We start from the raw sequence: 22,179 nt of genomic DNA, 5'->3' as shown, positions 1-22,179 counted from the left end.
CTGCCTTGCGTGCGGAGGTTAGCCTGTGCGGACGAAACAGCTCATCGCGTTGTCGATCTTTCTAGGCTTCAGTTCTGGGATCACCCATGGCCAGACGACGGCGCCATACGACATAGAGCAGCGAATTGAAGCTGTAGAGTCGTGCCTTCCGCCGCCGGTCATCGTCAAAGGCGAGCCCAAAGCTTGCACACCCCTGTCGAAACGAATAGTGGAATTGCATGTTCCCGGCGTCAGCATCGCGGTCGTACATAGCGGCAAGATCGAGTGGGCGAAGGGATATGGGGTGCGGCAAATTGGCGGAGATCCTGTGACGGTTGAGACTCTCTTTCAGGCGGGTTCGATTAGTAAGCCGGTCGCTGCCATGGGTGCGCTTCACTTGGTTCAGGAAGGTAAGCTCTCGCCCGATACAGACATCAATGCGAGCCTCACAAGCTGGAAGCTGCCGTCAAGCAATGCCGCTCCAGGTGCAGTTGTGACACTGCGAGAGCTGCTTACCCATACAGCTGGGATTACTGTTCACGGTTTTCCCGGATATGCAGCCGGTGCCCCGGTTCCGACGCTTGTGCAGGTGCTGAACGGAGAAAAGCCAGCCAATACAGAACCGATCCGGCTGGATAGCCCGCCGGGAAAGGAGTGGAGGTATTCCGGAGGCGGATATACGGTGATGCAGCAACTGGTGATCGACACGGTGAAAGAGCCCTATCCGAAGTTTCTGCACGACACGGTGCTGGACCCCGTTGGAATGACCCACAGCACCTATCAGCAGCCCCTTCCAGCGTCTTTACTGAGCAGTGCGGCCATGCCCTACAACGGCGATGGAACTCCAGTGCAGGGCGGCCCACACACGTATCCGGAAATGGCGGCCGCTGGGCTGTGGACGACGCCTTCAGATCTATGCCGATACATTCTCGAAGTTCAGAATTCGCTGACGGCGAAGGCGAACCATGTGCTGTCACAGTCGATGACGCAGCAGATGCTGACACCGGGAAAGGGTGACTGGGGCCTGGGTCTTGAACTCGGCGGATCGACTACAGACAAGTGGTTCTCGCATGGCGGGGTGAATGCGGGCTATGAAGCCTTATTTGTCGGATACGATCGCGACGGCGACGGCGCTGCGGTGATGACGAATGCACAGGGCGGAAGCCGTCTGGCCGCGGAAGTGATGAGCGCAATCGCGATGGCATATGGCTGGCCGGATTGGAAGCCTGCAGTTCGAACAGAAGTGAAGGTCGATCCCGCGGTGCTGGCGCGCTATGTGGGGACATATCAGCTGACTCCAAACTTTAGTGTGACGTTCACGCTTGAAGGCGATCAACTGATGACGCAGGCCACGAACCAGCCGAAGTTCCCTATCTATCCGGAATCACGAACAAAGTTCTTTCTTAAGGTCGTAGACGCCGAGGTCGAGTTCGTTCCTGATGACAAGGGGCAGGTGAACTACGTGATACTGCACCAGGGCGGACAAGATCACAAGGGAGTTCGCAAGTAGAGTTGAGGTCAGCGATACGGGGTGTGCTGTGCCGGGCGCTCGAGGGCGTTGGATATTTCAGTTAATGTTGCTCGGTGTTCCCCTGATGTTGTGGGGACAGCTGGCGAATGCGCATTATTCCGCAATCCCCTCGCCGCACTCTGAAAACGGTCCTGGCGATCGTAAGAAAAAAGACACAGACAGCTGCTATGTGCGCAGGGTGAAGACACTGCCAGGAAGTCACAGCTTCGCTGCAGACTTTATTGAGGCTATTGCCACTGATCCCAGCCCGAGAGTGAAGAGCCGCAACGTTATATGGGCCCTGACCGCTGACCTTAGCGATGAGATCCCGGCGGAGGAGCGGGCGCTGTATATCTCGAAATCAACGAATGGCGGAGAAACCTGGACGCAGGTGGTGAAGTTGGATTCGAGGTATTTCGACGCGGGGATCGATGAGGGCCTGCGGAATGGACTGAGTGTGGCTCCGGGCGGTGCGGAGTTTGTGGTCACAACGCAAAGGGGGGCATTCCAGATTCTTCGGGCGCGCGGCTCGGATGCATTGGTGAGGTATATCGAGGGGCCGCACGTTCAGCACGACAGGCCCTGGGTAAGTATTACGAAGAAAGAGGGCGATCCGGTAAGGGCCGCAGCGGCGAAGATGACGGCCGACGGAAGAAGGCTGATGGTGGGATATGGATACTTTGATATGAATCCCCAGATCGTCACCTATCACAGGGGACGGAACGGGTCGTGGGTGGAGGAGGGGCCTCTGCCGGAAATCCCCACGGATCTGGATATCTTGTCAATGCAGTGGGATCAAGCGGAGAGGCCGCGGCCGGGTTCGCTGTACGTGGGAACAGGTGATCAGGTGTTCCGGCTGAATCTGCGTACGATGAAATGGACTGGGGTGAAGGGGGTTGAGCCGGACTCAGCAATCCACGCCATCAACACTGTAGGAGGACTGCATATCGCAGCGTGCTGGGGCATTTATGAGCCGGTGAGCGCGGACGTTGTCACTAGGGTGACGGATGAGGTCTTCGTCTACCACAGGGATGAAGATGAGACGGGATCGAATGTCCGGGCGTATGGGATTGAGGTGGATCCTGCCAACCCAAAATGGCAGGTGGTGACTGCGCTGACGGGTGTGTACATCACTAGGGATGCCGGTCAGAACTGGAGGCGGATGATTGGGCTTCCCGGGGGCGAGTATCGGACGGCACACATCAATGCGGATGGGGGCGTGATCGTGTCGGGGATTCCGGGGACGTTTCTGGCGAATCCATTTTCGAGTGGGTGCGGGCCGAGGTTGAGGAAGAGGGATGATTCTGATCAATAAAATAAAGGAAGCATATGGCGGGATCGAGCACCTTGGTTCTCCGTGAAGACGGCAAAAATTAAAACCTGAGCAGCTTTTTGGAAAAAATGTTCATCGCCGGATGAGACTAACTTAGACAGTAGGGCCGACATTGACCGAAAGCAGTTTCAACATATTGCCTTCATTGTCTGTGATTGCCTTCAATTGCGAAGCCAGCAACCTTGGCAAGTGACCCTTGGCGGCTGAAGCTGCTATAGCGTCAGACGATCTCCTGAACCCACTGGCGTCGCCATGCGGGAGGGTCGAAGGGATCCGCAAAATATTGTGTCTCGTGCACGACCTTATCGTTACGGAACTCCATAATGCTCACTGTGAATGCTGATCGCCCTTGGTAGGTGATAGTGTATTCCGTGATCCAGAGATCACCTTTTCCGAGAGTTCGCTTGACATTGAAGCCTGATGGCTTGCCGGGGTGATGACTCCGCAAGGCTCGCAAATTGCTTCTGCCCACGATCCGCTCGCCTGACTGAGGATAGTCACAAATGGCATTGTCATCGTAAATATCGTGTTCTGCGTCCGCATCGCCGGCTGCCGAGGCTTGCCAGTGCGCATTCAGTGCTTCGCGTATCTGTTCCTCTTCCATGGACTACTCCAGTAGCTGGTTGGGTTTTTATTTTCAACTACCCTGCGCGAGCATGCAAATACGCAGGCGGTAAGTCCGACGTGCAACGCCTCGCCTACACCACGCTCATTTCCGATATCGCTCCGCAGAATCAAGTGTCGAAATCCAGCTTCCAGTGCATTTCTGGCTGCAATTATCGTCCCGGGCGGGATTCTCGTCAGCCGGGAATCAGAAGACTCAGTCCTGGAAGCACCTCTGCGTAATTTTAGCGTTCTGCACTAATGACAGAATCTATATGCCTGGTCGGATGAACTTGCCTCTGACCTGCAAAATGGCAAGGGCAGTTATCCATCGAACCGCAGGGGATGCGTCGCCTCCGCGGACTACAAATCTTCAGTTCCCGAGAGTCGGTATCAAGACGTCTCCAAACCGCAATCTCAAAATGGAAAGATTTGGCTGCTTATTGCAGACGCGCATCCCAATCAATGGAGGTTCTAGAGAAAGCGGCCCCGGTGAACGAAAATCAGACAATAAAAACATCGACTGTCTCGCCATCTTGGGCTTTGAGGAGACAGCGATGGATAATCTGGATTGGAATGCCCGTCATCGCCCTGCTTGCCGCAGGCGTTTACCTCGCCGATCAGCATTGGCCATTCCGCTACCGGAACGTTCACCCGCTGCTTGAGCAGGTCTTCGCCAGCAGGATCACGGTGAGCGATTACCACCGCATCTACTTTCCCCATCCCGGCTTTGTAGCCAAAGGGCTGACACTGCGCCGCAATTCAGTGCCCGGTCTTCCACCCATCGGTTCCACCGAAGATCTGATCGTGCAGGGAAGCTGGCTGGATCTATTGCTGTTTAGCCGGCATATACGACTGGTGGATGTGAAGGGCCTGCACATCGTGATCCCGCCAGTCGGAAGTAAGGAGAATCGAGAGGATTTCCCCGCCGGCAGCAGTGTGGACTTTTCCGGTCCTTCGACTACAGTCGAAGAGCTCTACATTCACGACGCCGCCCTTGACATCATGCGCGTGAATGGCGGTAAGTACACTTTTCCAATTCGCCAGCTCATCATGCGCGGCGTGCAGAAGGGGCAGGCGGTTCCCTACTTCGTCGATATGCAGAACGCCAGCCCAACCGGGCACATTCAGGCAACCGGCAGATTTGGTCCACTTGTTGCGACGAATCTGGGGTCCACACATGTTTCAGGCACATTCACCTTTACACAAGTGAATCTTAGCGGAATTGGAGAACTGCGCGGCATGCTCTCCGCGAACGGACACTTCACCGGGGCACTATCCGCGATTGAGGCATACGCAACCGCAGAGGCGCCTGATTTCGCCGTTAACAAAGGCAGGCCGATAGCGGTTCATGGATCGGCACAGTGCACAGTGAACGCACTCAACGGCAACACTGTTCTTCACGAGATCAAAGGCACGCTCGGAGATACTACTGTAAGTGCTGCCGGCACTGTCGCAGGCACGCCAAATGCGCCGAAAGCCACCGATCTCGACCTGACGGTGACGAGAGGTCGCGCGCAGGACCTTCTGCATCCATTCTTGGAGGATCGGCCACCGATTGCAGGAGTGGTCTCGCTCAAGGCGCACGCGCATCTGACGCCGCAGCAGAATCATGCGAAGTTCCTTCAGCGCCTGAGCGTCGATGGCGGGTTCCATCTTCCCGATGAGCGTGTGAATGATCCCGCCAAGGAGAAGACACTCACCGAATTCAGCGAGCGGGCGCAGGTTTCCAAGCATCCAGTGACTAATCCGGCAATCGAAGCAGAGGACAGTCCGCCTTTAGATGTCCTCTCATCGCTCGAGGGACAGGTAAAGATTCGCGACGGCGTGGTTTCGACACGATGGCTTACATTCTCTCTGCCGGGCGCCTCGGTCAACCTGAACGGATCCTACAATCTGAGCAGCGGGAATGTGCATCTCGTGGGTAATCTGAAGATGGATTCCGACATCTCGCATGTGACTACCGGCTTCAAGTCTCTGCTGCTGAAGCCGCTGATTCCGTTCTTTAAGAAAGATAACGCCGGCGCAAATATTCCAATCGCCATCACCGGCGGTCCGAATGATTACAAAGTGTCACAGAACCTGTTACATAAAAAATAAGATGGCAGCTCTGGCGCGAGAATTGTGGATACCGTAGCCGCGGGCCAGCCTCCCCAAAACTAGTGAATTTTATCCGTCAGCAAGCACCCGGGGCCGGACAGTGCCATGATACGAATGCGTGGCCGGCTCACACAAAAGTGGTCATTCCAACCCATCATGCAGTCGTCTCGACACATATATCGACCAAAGCCCGAGTTTCAGGTAGTCCGAAGCAGTTGCCGTAGGTATAGTGTTTCTGGCGAAGCGCGGAATCCCGGTATCACTGCCCTTTAGTTTCCAGGGAGAGTCGGTGCTCCAGGAGGAGTCATGCAAAGCAAGCGAGTAAGACGAGTACGTCCACTGTTCCTGTTGTTATTCATTGCTCTGAGCCTGGATCTGCCACTATCCGCGGCGCCGGACGCCGCGGAGTTCCACGTACCCGTCGAATACTACAAGCTGCCCAACGGCTTGCGCGTCGTTCTCTCGCCTGACCACACAGCGCCAACTGTTTGCATCGGTGTTTACTACCGCATCGGCTTCCGCATCGAGCCCAAGGACCGCACTGGTTTCGCGCATCTCTTCGAACATATGATGTTCCAGGGCTCGCGAAACCTCGGCAAGATGGAGTTCATCAAGCTCATCCAGTCCAACGGCGGCATCCTCAACGGCTCCACCCGCTTCGACTTCACCAACTACTTTGAAGTCGTCCCTTCAAACAAGCTCGAAACCGTTCTCTGGGCCGAAGCCGACCGCATGAGCGGGCTCGCAGTCACCGAAGAAAACCTCAAGAATCAGCAGGGTGTCGTCGGTAACGAAGTAAAGGTCAACGTCCTCAACCGTCCCTATGGTGGTTTCCCGTGGATCGACCTTCCCATGGCCGCAAACACCAACTGGTACAACGCCCACAATTTCTATGGCGACCTCACTGATATCGAGTCGGCCAAGCTCGATGAAGTAAAGAAATTCTTCGACACCTACTACGCGCCCAACAATGCCGCATTGACCATCGTCGGCGATTTCGATCCAGCCGAGGCGAAAAAGTTCGTCGAGAAATATTTCGGGCCAATCAAGCCCTCGCAACTCCCGCCGCAGCCCGATCTCAGTGAGCCGCGTCAGGAAGCAGAAAAGCGCATCACCAAGACTGATCCCCTTGCGCCACGCCCCGCGCTTGCGATCGCTTATCACATGCCTGAGCGCAATACGCCCGAGTACTATGCGATGGGCCTTATCGAGCAGATGCTCATCGAAGGCAATGACAGCCTGCTTTATAAGGAGCTCGTGCAGAAGCGCGGACTCACCGACAGCATCGAGGGTGGCATCAATCTACTCGGCAATATGTTTGATTACGCCGGTCCCATGTTGCTCTCCGCCGACGTCCGCTATGACCCCACCACCAGCTCTGACACCGTGCTCGCAGGTATGGACGCGGCCATCAATCCGCTGCTCGAAAAGCCAGTAGATAAGCAACTGCTCGACCGCGCGCGGGTCAAGGCGCGTTCAAGCCTGTACGACACCATGACCCAGTTTGGGGGCTTCGGCCTCATGGATCTCCTCTCCAGCTTTGCCCTCTTCGACGACGATCCGGCGCGCGTTAATTCCATTGTGCCGTCATTCGATAAGGTCACGCCTGAGCTGATCCAGAAAACCGCGCAGGATTATCTCCGCCCGACTAATCGCACCATCGTGATCGTGCAACCCGCACCTAAAAACACAGCCGCCGCACCGGCGCAGAAGCAGTAGGAGAGGAGAACCCAGATGAACAAGATCACAATCCCAGCTCTTATCCTCGCCGCGGCAGTTTCTTCAACCATGCTGGCACAAAAGCAGATGCCGCCCGAAGGCGCTCCGCCGAAAGCCTTCACCGTTCCGGCGAACGAAAGCTACACCCTGCCCAATGGATTGAAGGTCACGCTCGTGCCCTACGGCATCATTCCCAAGGTCACTGTGAGCATGGCCATTAAGGCGGGCAGCATCAACCAGGTCCCTAACCACGGTGGAGTCTCTGACATCACGGCCGAACTGCTCAAAGAGGGAACCGAGAAGCTCACGCCCGAGCAGCTGGCCGACGAGGCCGCCCGCATGGGAAGCACGCTCGACATCAACGCCGCTGACGACCAGACCAGCGCCGGCCTCGACGTCCTCTCCGAGTTTGGTCCGGACGCGGTTCGCCTGCTCTCAGATGTGCTGCAGCACCCGCGCCTGCCAGAATCCGAGCTGCCGCGCCTGAAGAACGACATGCTGCGCCAGATCGCTCTCAGTTCCTCGCGTCCACAGACCATTGCCCTCGTGCGCTTTCGCAAGATCCTCTATGGCGACCACCCATACTCTGTTGTCCTGCCGACTGACGCCGAAGTGAAAGCGATCACCCTTAACGACGTGAAGGCATATCTCGCCTCGAACTTCAACCCGCAAAGATCGCATCTATACGTCGCTGGTAAATTCGATACCGGCGCCGTAAAGAAGGCCATCGCCGAGAGCTTCAGCAAATGGTCCCAAAGTGGATCGGCGTGGAAGGCAGACATCCCCACGCCGAATTCCCAGCGCATTCTCGATGTCACCGACCGGCCCGGAGCACCGCAATCGACGCTGATCATCGGACTGCCTGTGCCACCGCCCAACAGTCCTGATGCGATTCCGTTCCTGGTGACCAATGCTCTGCTTGGTGGCTCCTTTAATTCCCGTATCACGGCCAACATCCGCGAGCAGAAGGGCTACACCTACTCGCCGCGCAGCTCTATTTCGGCCCGATACCATGACGCTTACTGGGCAGAAAGCGCCGATGTCACCACCCAGTTCACCGGTCCGTCGATCAAAGAGATCTTCGGTGAAATCGACCGCCTCAAAGACGCGCCTCCGACCGATCCTGAGTTGAAGGGAATCCAGAATTACCTCTCCGGCCTCTTCATCATCCAGAACTCCAGCCGTGATGCGCTCATCAGCCAGCTGCAGTACGTCGACTTCCAGGGCCTGGGTGAAGACTACCTGAAGACCTACGTCGCCAAGGTCAACGCCGTTACTCCCGCCGATGTACAAAAGATGACCGCTGATTACCTGAAGTCACCGGAGATGACCATCGTAGTCGTCGGCGACAAATCCAAAATCACCGATCAACTTGCCCCATGGTCAGCGCAATAGTTGAAAATGACGTGCCCATGGGGTAGTTGATCTCACAGTCATCGTGGCAGACCGCGGATGCCGGGTTTTTTCATCGGATCTCATCCTGAGCGGCCAAAACGTTCAGCATCCTTTAGCCTTGCGCTGATTGCTTATCTGATCTGCTATCTGTGCGCACATGCGCACATTCTCGTTGTGTTTTTACGACGAGCGTTTTCTCTAAGAAAAGAAATTCCCCTCGAATCAAGACAAGAAAATAGGATTTGCCTTGTCAAGCCACGCCATTTAATGCAAGATTATAGGCCCGCCCAATTCCCGCTTGTACGGAACATCAATGGCAGATATTACGCTCACCGACTCTTCATCCCTTTCGGCCAATGCGACCGTGTTCGACGATTCTGTCCTTGGAAAAACTCTGCCATCGGTTATGCACTTTCTGCGCTCTGACGTGATCGGCTCGATGGGCCAAACGCTCGATAAGGTTCAGATAAACTCGCTGTCAATCGGTTTTGATTACGAGCCTAAATTCTCTCTCGCGGGTGGTACGGTCACATTCACAGCAGGTGGTGGCCCGACCGGCGAAATCGACCTGTATAAGCCTGCTGGAGGCGGAAAACCGAGCTCGCTCTTCCCTATCGATCAATTCGGCACAGACATCGAAATGAGAAGTAACTACTATTTGGCTTTGTCATTTCAACTGTCGCTTATAGAAAAAATGAAAGCTACACTGGGTGCATTTTGTCTTATGCCTACTGTAGCTGCGACGGGAAGCGCAAAGTTATATCTCCCATTTGCACCAGATGCTCAGAGCTCCTATCCAACACTGAAGAGCGCCCTGGAAACGCTCTGCGGAACATTTGTTCTTCCATCCTCTATTGATGACATAACGAAACTGCCGGTGGGGTCAGTATTCGCTTATGACTCTCAGGGCACTGTCGGATTTAAGGGAAGTTTTGACGTATTGGCAGCTGTGAATCCGACAGCGACACCTGGAGTCAGTACGAGCTTTGGTCCGATTACGATTGATGCTGGGCCTAGCGTCACGATCGGTGGCGGATTCTCACTAACGGGAGAGTTCCAGGTTCGGATATGGAAGAAAAGCGCGAATGTTTTTCAAATTGGCTATTACAAAAAGCAAGGCGCAAGCTTCACGGTATCCTTTGACGCGAGTGTCGGTGTTGATGTGGCTGTTGGATCTTACGATATTGTCGCTAAAATCTATGGCCTTCTTGGCGATTCGGGAAAGCTCGACCCGAACTGGCTAAAGGCAAATGTTCCAAGTTCTGTTGCCGATGATGTACAGGCTGCATACAAGGCTGCAGTCCAGACAAAGCTGTCGATAGCGATTGATGAGGAATGCGATACATCCCTCACTGACCAGACCGCGTTTTCATGGAACTTCGATCTGATGGCGTTAGATTCGACGTCGCAGGATGCATTCGCCAGCTTGATTCGTGGAGACCTTTCTCCGTTGATGAGTGGGACGCCACTGCCTGCAGGGATTACCAAAGCAGGTAGTGTCTTCGACCGAATGAAAGAGACAAAGCATACCTTTACCTTCAATTTCCTGGGCTTGTTTGATCACGCCAGCGTTCAGGATGCAGTACGTAAGATGGGAACGAAGATAAGCGAGGACGGGCAATTGGTTATTACCGACACAGCTCATCTGACTCGTCTCAGTGCTACAGTGACGCCGTTCGTGAAGAGTGATCAATTGCGTAAGGTCTTTTCAGAAGACTGCGTTGCCACTGTCGGCTACGCTGTTTCCCTGGGGCAGCTTGCTCCACAATTGAAGGTGGATTATAGCTATTTCGACTACGAAAGCCATGCCCATATCTCGGATTTGCAGTTGTTTGTGGATACTGCAGGCCGGCTTGGAGAGTCCGACGCCAAGGCAGACTGGGCAAATGTTATCCAGGCAGGAATCTCAAGCCAGTCCGCTTCGTTATTCGCAACGCTGACCTACGAGGCCGCATCTGGCGTGAAATTATTCCTGGATCAGGATGCAAATCCCCGTAGCATTCCTGATTTTGAAAGAGTTGGACGCAATGCCCTGCTGGTCACGCCAGGTTTAGGTCTCCATCCAGAATTTACAACGCGCCTTGCGGATGATGTGCAATGGCAAGAGATCAGCAAGGCAGGTACTGCTCAGAACTTCTATGGGGTCATAGGAGTGGATCAAATCAATCCACCGCAATGGGCTACCATTTCCTTCGCCTGGACTGTACATATTCTCTTCTGGGCTCCTGCTATGCACTCGACAGGTCAGGCACTGCAGGCGATCTCTCAATATTTGACCCAGCATCCCGGCATAGATCCTCTGAACGACCGGGGATTTCTAGCGCGCCGTCAAGCATTCGTGAGTCAACTTCAGAATGCGATACAAAAAGCCCCTTTGTTCGATGATGCCCTGGGGCTAATGACAATGTTTCTTGCGGCCCCACCAGTAAATAAGAACGTGGTGATTACCTACGCAGGGAAAAAGACGGCTTATACATAAAGCCATGATGAATACTGCGTGTATTGAGTACAAGCAGAGATGCGAACGATCGGGTGAGACCTTTCAAAGTGAAGAGGGCGCTATTTAATGGCACGTATTCTTTCTCAAATTGACCATGTAGTCGTGGTCATGTTCGAAAATCGCTCATTTGACACAATTTTTGGTTGGCTTTATGCAAATGGTGCACAACAGCCAACCCAATATCTACCATCATCTCCGAACCCAAAGCCATTTGACGGATTGAACCATAACCTGTTCAACCCGCAAACGGCTGCGTATTTCAATGGGCAGGATCAGGACAAAATCTGGGGACCATTTGACAAGGCAACCAGTACTGTCAACCCAAATCCCGATCCACTGGAAGACTTCGCCAACGTGAACTACCAACTCTTTGGGCCAGAGGAACCGAACCAGAACCCAAGGTGGCCAAACCTTGGATTCGTGGTCAACTACGCTCTGCAAACGGGTCCAAATATCCCCGTAGAAATGATGGAGGCATACAGTCCTGATCAGGTTCCTGTGCTTTCGGCTCTTGCTCGCAATTACGCTGTTTCGGATGCGTGGTTTTGTTCCGTGCCGAGCGACACATGGCCAAATCGATCCTTTGTCCATGCCGGTACCTCAAACGGCAATGTAGTGAACGGCACATACCCAAACCCGTTCGACTGGAATGTGCGTACCATCTTCAACGTTCTCGAAGATACGGGTGCGTCCTGGAAGGTCTACAGCAACACCGTTATCACTCCTGCTTTGACCGGGCTGATGTTCCCAGAGCTCTGGCAATATTCTTTGGATCGTTTCGCCCATTTCGATGATTTCAGGCAGGCGTGCTCAGATGGCGCCTTGCCCCAGTATTCATTTCTGGAGCCAAGCTTCCTCGACAATCCAGACGACTACCACCCACCGCATGACGTCGTTGCTGGAGAGAAGTTTCTCTATGAGATATGGCAGGCGGTAAGTAAATCACCAAAATGGAAGCAGACTCTCCTGATCATCACATTCGACGAACATGGCGGGACGTATGACCACGTCATGCCCCCTTGGAACGCGGCCTGCCCAGATGAGGAAAGCAATCCAGGCCAGCTGGGATTCACGTTTAATCGCTTCGGCGTGCGCGTTCCTACTGTAGTTGTCTCGCCCTGGATTCAGGCGGGAACAGTGTTTCGATCGAATACAGCCACACCATACGATCACACGTCGGTCCTGGCGACGCTGCGCGACCGGCTTGAAATCCCAGGCGAGAAAATGCTGACCAGCAAGAGAATTGAGGCAGCTCCAACGCTGGCGCAAGTCTTGAATCTAGCAGAGGTCCGCGACGATCTTCCCGACATATCGCCACCTCCGGCTGAGACCCAGCAAACTGGCACGTTCCTCCCGCCGAATGAATTGCAGAAGACGCTCATCTCGGCACAAGCTGTGCAACAGAACCAAGACCCCCAAAAGACTCTCGCTCAGATGGGAACTCGACAGCAGGCGATTGAGTTTTTCCAAAGGCAAGCCCAGGCCAGACAAGAAGGCCCTTCGCATAAATGAATGTATTGAAGTAAACGTTGACCTCCATCGTGTCAAAAGTGGAATTGATACGGAAGAAGCCGACGGACACACTCAGGCTGTTGTTCAGCACGCCTCAAGACGAAGAGTAGGACAATCCGAAACAGAAGGCGTATCGATATATTGTGCACCTCTGCCGAGCTTGAGAAATTGTATAACTCATGGGCTCGCGCAGCTTAAGCCAGCAGCGAGAGGATCCGTGATGCACGCTAATGAAGACTATCGATGGTTGGCTTAATCCACGAAAAGGCAAACTGCTCAATTGCAGGAAATTGTGAAGCCAGAACAGCGATTAAAGGTATTCCTCCGACGCTAAGTAGGCGCAAAGCAGCTTCAAAATAGTTGGCCTTACCTGGTGTACTGTGTTCAAGGGTACTTAAGAGAGGGTTACTGTCCATCTGAACAAACAAAATTGCGGCGAGAAGGAACATCACGCTGAATGTGATCGTAAGGATACTGGCGATTGTGTGTTGCCCCTGAAAAGGATAGGCCCTTACTCCGAGAATCAGCACTACGTATCCGTAGAGCACAAATGCAAGGAGCCAACGCACCTGTGAATTGACATACTTGATAAGAGCAACATAACGTAGCGCAATATAGTCAATTACTGGCCTGTCACCCTCCTCAGAACGTTTTTGGAACCACATCACATCGTCTCCTATAGACGGAGCTATACATGCATCAAAACATACATTCAGTAAAGTGTGATCATGAAGGCTGGTATCCTCAGCGAGCGGTATTCTGTATGAAAGATTGTTGACGTGACACTCTGCTGTTTCAAGATATGGGGTTAGTGATGCCCTTGCCGTTGGGGCCGATTCATCTCTAACCCGGCGCAATAAACGTAACGTGTTGGATTGTAAAGCAAGCGACGGGAGTCGCTCGAATGACCGCCAAATCTTGACCGATGTAAGCTCTTTGGGTATATTTTCGAAGCCTGTTGACAGTGGACTGGCGGACAGGATGGCTAATAATGTCCTCAGGCTTACCCAGATAGACCAAATTCGGAACCACTGTATGACAATTGATGCCGTTAATAAACCGACTCCCCCAAAGACAATCCAGTCGCGGAGCAACCAGTTATCAACTCCTCGCAGAGCCTGCCAGCCCCGCAATGCGAAGAAAACGGCGAAGGTTGCGAAGAGAAGGATGCCGCCCTTCGCATCTGCCTTTACCAGGGATTCGACCTTTACTAAGAGTTTTTGTTGTGCGCCTCCCAATGCTCTAACCCATGCCGCGCTGCAGCTCGGAACAGATGAAGCTAAGAATAAGGGATCGACCCTCATTGCCTTGATTGTCTTCACTGCCCGAATACCGATAACCGAAAAGAAATACCAAACTGCGATAACTGCTGCTATGACTGGAATCGGAGACAAACCATCCATTACGTAGACCGCGCGATAAGCCGTCAAGGAGATGTTAGCCCAATCTGCAAGGAACGCATATGCCGCAACTGCCATCGTTACAAGCGGGTAAATTGCAACAATTATGAAATCACTGCTGGTGACGATGTCTGTATCCCCCAAATGGCCACTACCCTTTATGATCGGCAGAGTGATTCCAATTGTTTTATCTTCCGACTCTTGCTTGAAATCCAGCTTGCGTCTGCCATTCTCTCCCCGCATCCTGATGCCAGCATGTCCTCCATTTGCAACCTGGCTATCCATGCCTTTCCCCGAGCCTTCGTCTGGTTTCCCGATCTGAGCAAGCCGAGAAGCTGTTCTTAATGCTCGAACAAGCAGTAAGATACTTGTACACAGAAGGAGAACACACATAACAAGCTCACTGATGAACAGTGTCCTCTTGAACAACAATATGCCTAGCGTACTAATCGTACTAACCGATGGATCATATGCGACGTTTAGAAGATTCTTTTGAATTACTATGGATGGGACAGCAATCAGAAATAGCAATATCAAAAGCTGATTATTACCAACCAGTAAAAAGTAATCCTGCGCTAAATCTTCATTCCGCCGGCCTCCTTTTAATTGCATGCTTTGTAACAAACCGGCGGGCGTCTTAAGGCTCTTCTTAGTGCGATGAGGAAGATAGAGCTTGCGATATCTAAATAAATGGGACCCCACGACGCCCAGGAGAGCCACCATAATGATGTACCACACCCATGGCGCCGTGAACTCCTTGTCGCTCATCATTGACAACGGTACTCTGGCTTTGCGCACCGTCCAGAATGCGTCATTCCCCAAGACATATGTCCCGGGATAGTACCCTAAGTAGGAAACCAAAGGTGATCTGCTGATAGAGTCGTCAATGAGTAGGTTCATTCCAATAAATGTTGCGACCGCCCCGCTGTTGGGAAAAGCAGATGTGTCTGTCTCGCCGACCTCAGTTTGGAGCAAAAGTGTATTCACCAATGGAAATGAGGTGACTGAAATAGTCCCTCTGAGAGCTTCAAAATTCAAGACACGAAGCATCAACAGGTCCTGGTCATAGGTCGCAAGTCGAACGTCTGGAACATTGTGCCGAAGGTATTGCAGGAGGTACACCTCATCCAGCGGATTCGAGGCAGTGACTATGATTACCCGATATCGGAGGTGCCGAATCGTTGAGGTTATGTTACTTAAAGCCTGATCGATGTCCGGCGCCGCCTGCTCTGTTGCAAATGCCACAGGACTGTCCAGTTCATTTGACGATTGCTCGTGCAGGCTGAACGGGACGATTTGAGATCTGACCGGTTGCCCGGATATATCGGCAGGCGTGACACTGACAACTGTTGGTTGCCACATGTTACGCAGTGCTGACAGATCGCGTGGATACGTCAAGGTTGATATTCCGGGAAATGTGCATTGCTTTTCAAGAGTCCCAGGACTGTAGGACGTCTCATCTTCGCTAAGATATGCAACTTCGCCGATGTGATACCCGAGCTCTCGGAGAAATGCGAGCATTGTCATCTCAGTACGACAGTCTGTTGGGGCAAGTGGCGTAAAAGAGCCAAGATGTTGCTTATCTATTTCCTCTTTAAATGTATTCCTTTGTGCCTCGACTGTAGTTGTTGGGCTGAGGATATCGGCGGATATGCACAGACGATCTCTGGCAAGGGTCCGAAGGTCCTCGAGGGCTCGATACAAAGGACTGAAAGAAGCAGAAAAATTGGGACCCAGCACTTTCACTTTAGTGGTCAAATTGCACGGGCCAGGGTCTGGTCCTTTCTGAATATTGTTTGCATCCGCGCATTGCGGTCCGCCATTTAGGCGACAGTCGAGCTGTACTATGTAGCGTGCCGCTTTCGTAAATGCGATTTTGTTAAGCCCCGCTGTGGGGGTTTCGCCGACAAGGAAGACGAGGAGCCGCGGAGAATAGATAGACGATATGTCCGCGCCAGGCTTGGTGAACTTTCGAAACATGAGAAGACCAGGTTGATCTCTCAATTGTTGTTTCAAAGTATCCGTAAGGCCGATATCGCGCTCGTTTAGTTGTGTCTGTTGGAGACCACTCCAGGGGAACCAATACCTCTCGAAACCGAACCCATTTGCTTCCGCCGCGCGCTCAATGGCAACAACATTTCTGTCGAACTGAAGCGAGAGATGTGATCCCAAAGGATCTGGAATAGTGGCAATGATGTAGGTCAGATTTAGACCTGCCGAAGGATCCTTCGGCGGAAGACACGATGCGATATCCGCCTTATAGTGATATTGTGGAGTAAATTTCCGTTGGATTCGGCCTTCTAAAACGGTTTCTTCCTTGATTTCTTCAGGAAAGTATTCTGCATCGTTGTGTAGCGGAGGATGGACATCCACACCTGCAGCCGGCTTGATCGGATGGTTTGCATTCGTTTCGAGGTCCTCCGGATCGACTGTGGAAAAAGCTTTACATAAGGCGTACCACGGACCTTGTTCATTCTGCGAAAGGGAATATCGATTGTATGTGGCTGTGGTATTTGTGGAAGATGCAGCCACACTCGGAGTGCTAGCAGGAGCTGGTGGCGCAGTATTCGTTTGATTGACCCACGGGCTTAGAAAAAAGGTAAGAACGGCCGCAGCACCTATTCCGCCAGCAATAGGAAGAGAAGTTTTCTGGTCCACCTTAGCACCCCGCGCGGGCCCTTGATCAGCAGTAGCACACTATAGCTAGCTCGCTGAGCCATCCTGGTATCAGAATGTGGCAGCCCGCGAATTTATCGCAACTCTATGAAGGGGGATCATCTGCGGAACTCAAATATAGCAGCCGTGGGCCTAATCATCTTCTTAGACGCATGCTCGTCTTTAGAAACCACCCACCTAGTTGGTGGCCAAGCTCATCGGTTCGTTACAAGAAATTTGACTCAGCAGGTCACGACAAACAATGAGCGGGAAAATAATAGCACGAGTACCTGGAGCGCGACGCCTGTGTACGCATAGAGGTGAGCACGCTCACCTCAGCGAAGTATAGGCTGAGCAGTTAATCACTATTAACACTTTGCTCAGTTATAGTTATCTGCTTAGTTAACCAAAATGGCTCTCGTCGGACTTGTGGTATCTGTCAATCTCGATTTACTTCAAAGAGCGAAATAGCCACTACATCGTGAGCATTGAGGTGATCTAGCTAGAGCAGCCGAGTGGATTGAAGCTCATCGTAAGCTGGGACTATACCATTTGGTAGTCTAAAGCTTTACTTAAGGAACAGCCGAACCGTGATGATCCGGCTGTTGCATCCGGGGAGTTAGAAGGAGTTGTCCACATAGCCCAGACAAGAGCACCAGCAAGTTGAGCACTGGTAACGGTTGGTCCTGATAGTTGCAGGCCCCTGACATTGCAGCACTCCAGACAACGTGATTCAGACTGCAATGGGAGCCTTCTTTTGGCAACCTCTATTGAGCAGGCGATGAGGCGCCGATCAAGTCGCTCACACTCGCAGAGAGTTGTGCATTGGACAGAACATAGAACATCCCGCCCCGTCCGTTCTGGCTGACCGAGCAGTCCGGCCCATCGTAGGAACCTTCCTGGTTCATATCGCCGAAGATTGTGTATCTTTCATGCCCAGAAGTAGAGACGCCAACTTTTGCGTGGTTTCCATTTGGATTGTCTCCTCCGAGGAGCCCAAAGGCCACCCCTTTCCAAGTGCCGGTTGTGGCGTTCTCAACCGGTCCAGGAGCGCTCAGCGACTTGTCCCAGCAGGTGATCGCGGTGCTGTTCGCGGCTGTTGTCGAAGCGAGCTTGTCTGGGTTCGTCCACCAGTTTGCAACGTGTAGCGAAGCCCCGCCCAGCAGCGACGACACCATCTGCCAGGGGGGAACTGTCAGCCTGGAGGGTTTGGAAATCAATTCGATTCCTGTTGAGAGCGTGCCGGTCAGAGGCTCTGCCGCCTTTGACTGCACTCCTAAAGAACTCACCAATCGCTGCACGTCACTGGGGCCGCCATTGCTAACGACCTGCAGGTCGTTGGGATCCGTCACGACGCTGGCATTGCTCATCCCTTGCAATACGGCGATCAGATCGCTTTTGGTGAGACGCAGCGCGAAAAAGTGCTGACTCACTTTCACGTTATTGTCCTTAGTACACCCAAGCGTATTACCGTCGGACTTCCGCGGATGGGCGACGCTGCCGGAGAGCGGCCAGTCCGGCGTGGAAACCTGCATTACCATTCCGTTACCAACGTCGTTCCAGGCGAGAATGCCTTTCGAGTGACCCCATGGGCCGCTACAGGATATTGAGTTTCCGCATTTTAGCGCGGGGTCTTCGTAGGGCTGGTCGTTCCAGACTACATAGTGGAACTTGCCTTTATAGATTTCATCGAAAGTGGAGCCAAGAGGGTCCTCCGTCGTTGTTCCCAAACACTGTTGGCCTCCATCCTGCAGCGAAGGGTGTTCGCTACTTGCGAAGACATACTGCTGGCCGAAGTGCGAGAACGTGGAGGTAGGAGACCGACCTGCGTCGAAAGGGCACGTACGTGTGTCTCCATTACCGCATTGAGGAAATGACTGGGAGTTGAGTTTGAAGACAAACCACCAGTCCACAGGATGGCCCGCCGCAATCAAAGGAGATGGAGCGATACAACCCGCCGAGTTTTGCGAGCCGCCGCAGACCATTGCACCAGACTCTACGGCGGTTGGCGATGTGACAGATGGATTGGGCGTGGACACTGAATGGTTAGTAACGGCACCATGCAGTAATGCGATTGCGAGCGGCACAATTGGCGCCAGTGTTCGCGTGATCGGGTGAATAGTAACTTTCGTTGATGCCGTGTCTTTTTTCTGCATCGTCATAAGCCGGGCATACTTCACCTGGAATGCCGCCCGAAAACTGAGAGGTGTTTATTTACCTTGGTCCCTCCCAGCGACCCCACCCGCAACTGCGCCGGTGACTGCTCCCGCCATTGCTCCCGCAGGTGCGCCAGCAGCGGCGCCGGCCATGGCGCCAGCAGCTACCGCAGTCTCAGGGTCGGGCTTAGTGACCCCCTCATCCCGGCTATATGAGATTCCTTTACCTACCGCATACGTGCTTGCGCTGATACCCAGCAGAGTTAGCACACCGTCGGACACCCAAGGAAAATAATTGTTTTTCAGAACGAGGTAGAATAAGCTGATGGCGATGACGAACGTGAAAATCAACAATTGGAGGCGCGACATGCTTGCATCCCCGTTGGTCTCACATACCAGCGAAGTAAGGTTGATCTCATCACGCCAAATCATCACCAACAGCTTCGCCGCCAACAATCCCAGAAAAATGCAGAGTATGTACTCGCAAACAACTACTATTAAGGATGAGTTCATATTCCCAAGTCCTCTCTTTCAGTCTTTCGATTTCCAGGTGGTGAAGGCCTTAACCGATGCGTAGATACCACTGCTTCCCCCAAATACGGCCAGCCGCTTTGAGCTCACATTCGGTAAGGCCCCATTAGCGTGAACAGCGTCCCGGACATACTGGGCAGCAAGTGCAAGGGTCATCAAGAGCAGTTGCAAGCGCTCTGGGCTTATTCCATTGCTTCCATCCTTACGGGCAAGCAGACGGGACAGGTTAATGCGGCGCGTGAGCATATGGTATGCCAGCATAGCCGCCAGCACTGCCAAAAGGCCTCGCCCTCAAGCCGAAGAACTTCAACTGCATTCATGAGTTGGCTATCCTAGTATGCTGGGGCGCGATAGTACAAGAGAATATCCGTCGGAATTTTACTCGGAAGGAATCCAACAGCTTTACAAAGGGGGAATCAGAAGTATCGATAATTGATCCTGACCTGTCAAGACAAAGTTCTGCGACTCAATGTATTGGGGAAACTGTTGCCAAACGTCGAGGACGTCGTCGACTTTTCTTTTGTATGCTGGCCTCTCTCTGGTGAGGGTTGTCTTTGTCTGGAACCGGCAAGGCAAGTTCAACCCGACGGAGTATCGACTTGCAGGAACAGCCGTCAGAGGATTTTTCCTTAACTACTGAACGATCTATCCCGAGTGGTCGCGAAGAAGTGGTTCCTTCTCTAGCCATCTGATTCTGGATTTGACCGGATGCATAATCGTCGATGAATGTTTTTTGATAGAGGTCTTCGCCGATGAAACGACGCACAATTCTTAAATCGCTTCTAGCCGCGATGGCAGTTGGTGCCACCAGCAGTCTTCGCGCGTTTGCGAGCCTCCCGAAGATGAAGATTACGCGGGTGAGGGCATATCAGCCTCCGAATCCTAATCCCTTGTTCAATCAGAGCGACATGGTCGTGACAGTTGAAACCGATGCGGGGATTATGGGCATCGGCGAAGGCGGCTCAAAGGACCTGCTGTCACAGGCTGCCGGAAGACTGATCGGGCGCGATCCACAGTATATCGAGCGACTCTGGCAAGACATGAATCGCGCTTTCTTCTATCCGGCTGGACGTGAGAGAACACACGCGATCGGAGCGCTGGACCTTGCGCTCTGGGATATCAAGGGCAAGGCGATGAATCTACCTGTTCATGAATTGCTCGGGGGAATGGTCCGCAATTATTGCGAATGTTACAACACGGCGGGAATCATTCCGGGTGTCACGGCTGACACTCCAATCAAAGAACGCGCTAGAGCTACGATTGAAGCTGGCTATCGCGCTTTCCGTTTTGGAGCAATGGACCTGCCACGCGATGAAAGCACATTCAACACGAGCGAACGGATAACGCATCTTACAGAAGAATGCGCAACAGCAAGAGAAGGTGTGGGCAAGGATGGAGACTGGATCGTCGATTTTCACCAACGATTCGACTTATCGGATGCCGTTCGAGGCTGCAATGAAATCGAAAGCCTTGCTCCCTTCTTTGTAGAAGATCCAGTCCGCGCCGAGGCATTCCTGCAGGATTTGCCGATTTTGCGCCGCAAGGTCAACGTGCCTCTGGCCGCTGGAGAGGAGTGGGGCAATCGATGGGACTTCAACCCGCTCGTTGAAGACCATGACATTGACTTTGTTCGCGCCACATTGCCGAATGTGGGCGGCATAACGGAGATGATGAAGATTGCTGCTCTGTGTGAGACCCATTTTGTTGGGATCGTTCCCCATTTCACAGGCCCCATCGCCACGGCAGCCCTTGTCAACAGCTTGGGAACATATTCGGGCCCAGTTCTCATGGAGTACAACTATCAGGGACGCACATTTCCGCACCTTCCTGTTTGCCTCGACTTCAAAAATGGCAAGCTTTATCCCAACGAGCGTTCCGGTCTTGGCGTGGAATTGGATTTTAAGCAACTGAAACAAGTGGCTGAAATTACAGAACCAGTGACGGCCCGTGCTCAGACCTATTTCAGGCCCGACGGTTCAATCACCAACTGGTGATTTGACATGGCCACTTGCTGCAATCCTGAGAGAGGTTGAATGAATCAGATTGATCTTACTCACCGCCACGCAGTCGTTACTGGGGGTGCGCAAGGTATTGGGCTATCTATTGCCAGACGCCTTCACGCCTCGGGTGCCTCTGTCTCTCTTTGGGACCGTGACGCAGATTTGCTCTCGGTTACTGCGAAGATGTTGGGACCACAACCGGCAGTTTCCTGCGATGTCGTTGATGTTTCGAATGCGATCGATGTCGCGGCGGCAGCAGAAACATGCTTTCAAAAGCACGCCCGAATCGACATCCTGGTAGCAAACGCCGGCATCGCTGGTCCCAACCACAAAACCTGGGAATATCCCATCGACAAATGGAAGGACGTCATCGATATCAACCTGACTGGAGTCTTCCTGTGTTGCCATGCAATTGTTCCGTATATGTTGCGTCAAAACTACGGCCGCATTGTGAACGTAGCGTCGATCGCCGGCAAGGAAGGGAATCCGAATGCTTCCGCATATAGTGCATCAAAGGCCGGAGTAATCGCGCTTACGAAATCGCTGGGCAAAGAAACCGCCAACCACAATATCTCAGTCAACTGCATAACACCCGCTGCGGCGCGAACGCGAATTTTTGAGCAGATAACTGAGGAACACATCGAATTCATGCTTTCGAAGATTCCGCGTGGCCGCTTTTTAGAAGTGGACGAAGTAAGCGCAATGGTGGCTTGGCTGGTTTCGGAGGAGAATTCTTTCACCACTGGTGCTGTTTTTGACCTCAGCGGCGGTCGAGCCACGTACTGA

General features: G+C 53.0%; 14 protein-coding genes. 9 read left to right on the top strand and 5 right to left on the bottom strand.

What is annotated here, in order from left to right; genetic code table 11:
• Positions 1-25: 25 nt before the first annotated feature.
• On the top strand, positions 26-1,489 hold the full coding sequence (locus VEV40_RS17990; RefSeq protein ID WP_324834330.1) for a serine hydrolase: 1,464 nt from the start codon (positions 26-28) through the stop codon (positions 1,487-1,489).
• A gap of 85 nt (positions 1,490-1,574) precedes the next feature.
• On the top strand, positions 1,575-2,804 hold the full coding sequence (locus VEV40_RS17985; RefSeq protein ID WP_324834329.1) for a hypothetical protein: 1,230 nt from the start codon (positions 1,575-1,577) through the stop codon (positions 2,802-2,804).
• Between the two features lie 238 nt (positions 2,805-3,042).
• Here the strand turns inward: VEV40_RS17985 and VEV40_RS17980 are convergent, their stop codons facing one another.
• Entirely contained in the window at positions 3,043-3,426 is a 384-nt protein-coding gene (locus VEV40_RS17980) for a nuclear transport factor 2 family protein (protein ID WP_324834328.1), read from the bottom strand.
• A 575-nt stretch (positions 3,427-4,001) separates the two neighbouring features.
• Here VEV40_RS17980 and VEV40_RS17975 point away from each other — a divergent pair.
• From VEV40_RS17975 to VEV40_RS17955, 5 genes are all read left to right on the top strand, one after another.
• On the top strand, positions 4,002-5,525 hold the full coding sequence (locus tag VEV40_RS17975; RefSeq protein WP_324834326.1) for an AsmA-like C-terminal region-containing protein: 1,524 nt from the start codon (positions 4,002-4,004) through the stop codon (positions 5,523-5,525).
• A 306-nt stretch (positions 5,526-5,831) separates the two neighbouring features.
• Positions 5,832-7,244, top strand: coding sequence for a pitrilysin family protein (locus tag VEV40_RS17970; RefSeq protein ID WP_324834325.1), 1,413 nt, complete (start codon positions 5,832-5,834; stop codon positions 7,242-7,244).
• A 15-nt stretch (positions 7,245-7,259) separates the two neighbouring features.
• A complete protein-coding gene (locus tag VEV40_RS17965; RefSeq protein WP_324834324.1) occupies positions 7,260-8,639 on the top strand; it encodes a pitrilysin family protein in 1,380 nt (459 codons plus the stop codon).
• Positions 8,640-8,952: 313 nt separating this feature from the next.
• On the top strand, positions 8,953-11,118 hold the full coding sequence (locus tag VEV40_RS17960; protein WP_324834322.1) for a hypothetical protein: 2,166 nt from the start codon (positions 8,953-8,955) through the stop codon (positions 11,116-11,118).
• Between the two features lie 87 nt (positions 11,119-11,205).
• On the top strand, positions 11,206-12,651 hold the full coding sequence (locus VEV40_RS17955) for an alkaline phosphatase family protein (protein ID WP_324834320.1): 1,446 nt from the start codon (positions 11,206-11,208) through the stop codon (positions 12,649-12,651).
• Between the two features lie 227 nt (positions 12,652-12,878).
• On the opposite strand, the gene VEV40_RS17950 is transcribed toward VEV40_RS17955, so the two are convergent.
• From VEV40_RS17950 to VEV40_RS17935, 4 genes are all read right to left on the bottom strand, one after another.
• On the bottom strand, positions 12,879-16,709 hold the full coding sequence (locus VEV40_RS17950; protein ID WP_324834318.1) for a hypothetical protein: 3,831 nt from the start codon (positions 16,707-16,709) through the stop codon (positions 12,879-12,881).
• A gap of 764 nt (positions 16,710-17,473) precedes the next feature.
• Positions 17,474-18,868 carry a deoxyribonuclease II family protein gene (locus tag VEV40_RS17945; protein ID WP_324834317.1) on the bottom strand — a complete coding sequence of 465 codons (1,395 nt, stop codon included), beginning with the start codon at positions 18,866-18,868 and terminating at the stop codon, positions 17,474-17,476.
• 48 nt (positions 18,869-18,916) lie between these two features.
• Positions 18,917-19,375 carry a hypothetical protein gene (locus VEV40_RS17940; protein ID WP_324834316.1) on the bottom strand — a complete coding sequence of 153 codons (459 nt, stop codon included), beginning with the start codon at positions 19,373-19,375 and terminating at the stop codon, positions 18,917-18,919.
• Between the two features lie 18 nt (positions 19,376-19,393).
• Positions 19,394-19,672: a hypothetical protein gene (locus VEV40_RS17935; RefSeq protein ID WP_324834315.1), complete on the bottom strand. Its 279-nt coding sequence runs from the start codon at positions 19,670-19,672 to the stop codon at positions 19,394-19,396.
• Between the two features lie 473 nt (positions 19,673-20,145).
• On the opposite strand from VEV40_RS17935, the gene VEV40_RS17930 reads away from it, so the two are divergent.
• On the top strand, positions 20,146-21,387 hold the full coding sequence (locus VEV40_RS17930; RefSeq protein WP_324834313.1) for a mandelate racemase/muconate lactonizing enzyme family protein: 1,242 nt from the start codon (positions 20,146-20,148) through the stop codon (positions 21,385-21,387).
• A gap of 39 nt (positions 21,388-21,426) precedes the next feature.
• On the top strand, positions 21,427-22,179 hold the full coding sequence (locus tag VEV40_RS17925; RefSeq protein ID WP_324834312.1) for an SDR family NAD(P)-dependent oxidoreductase: 753 nt from the start codon (positions 21,427-21,429) through the stop codon (positions 22,177-22,179).

Origin of the sequence: Alloacidobacterium sp. (genome assembly GCF_035631355.1) — a bacterium.
Lineage (GTDB): Bacteria > Acidobacteriota > Terriglobia > Terriglobales > Acidobacteriaceae > Alloacidobacterium.
The sequence above is the reverse complement of the archived record's forward strand: the minus strand, read 5'-3'. Positions and strand labels throughout refer to the sequence as shown.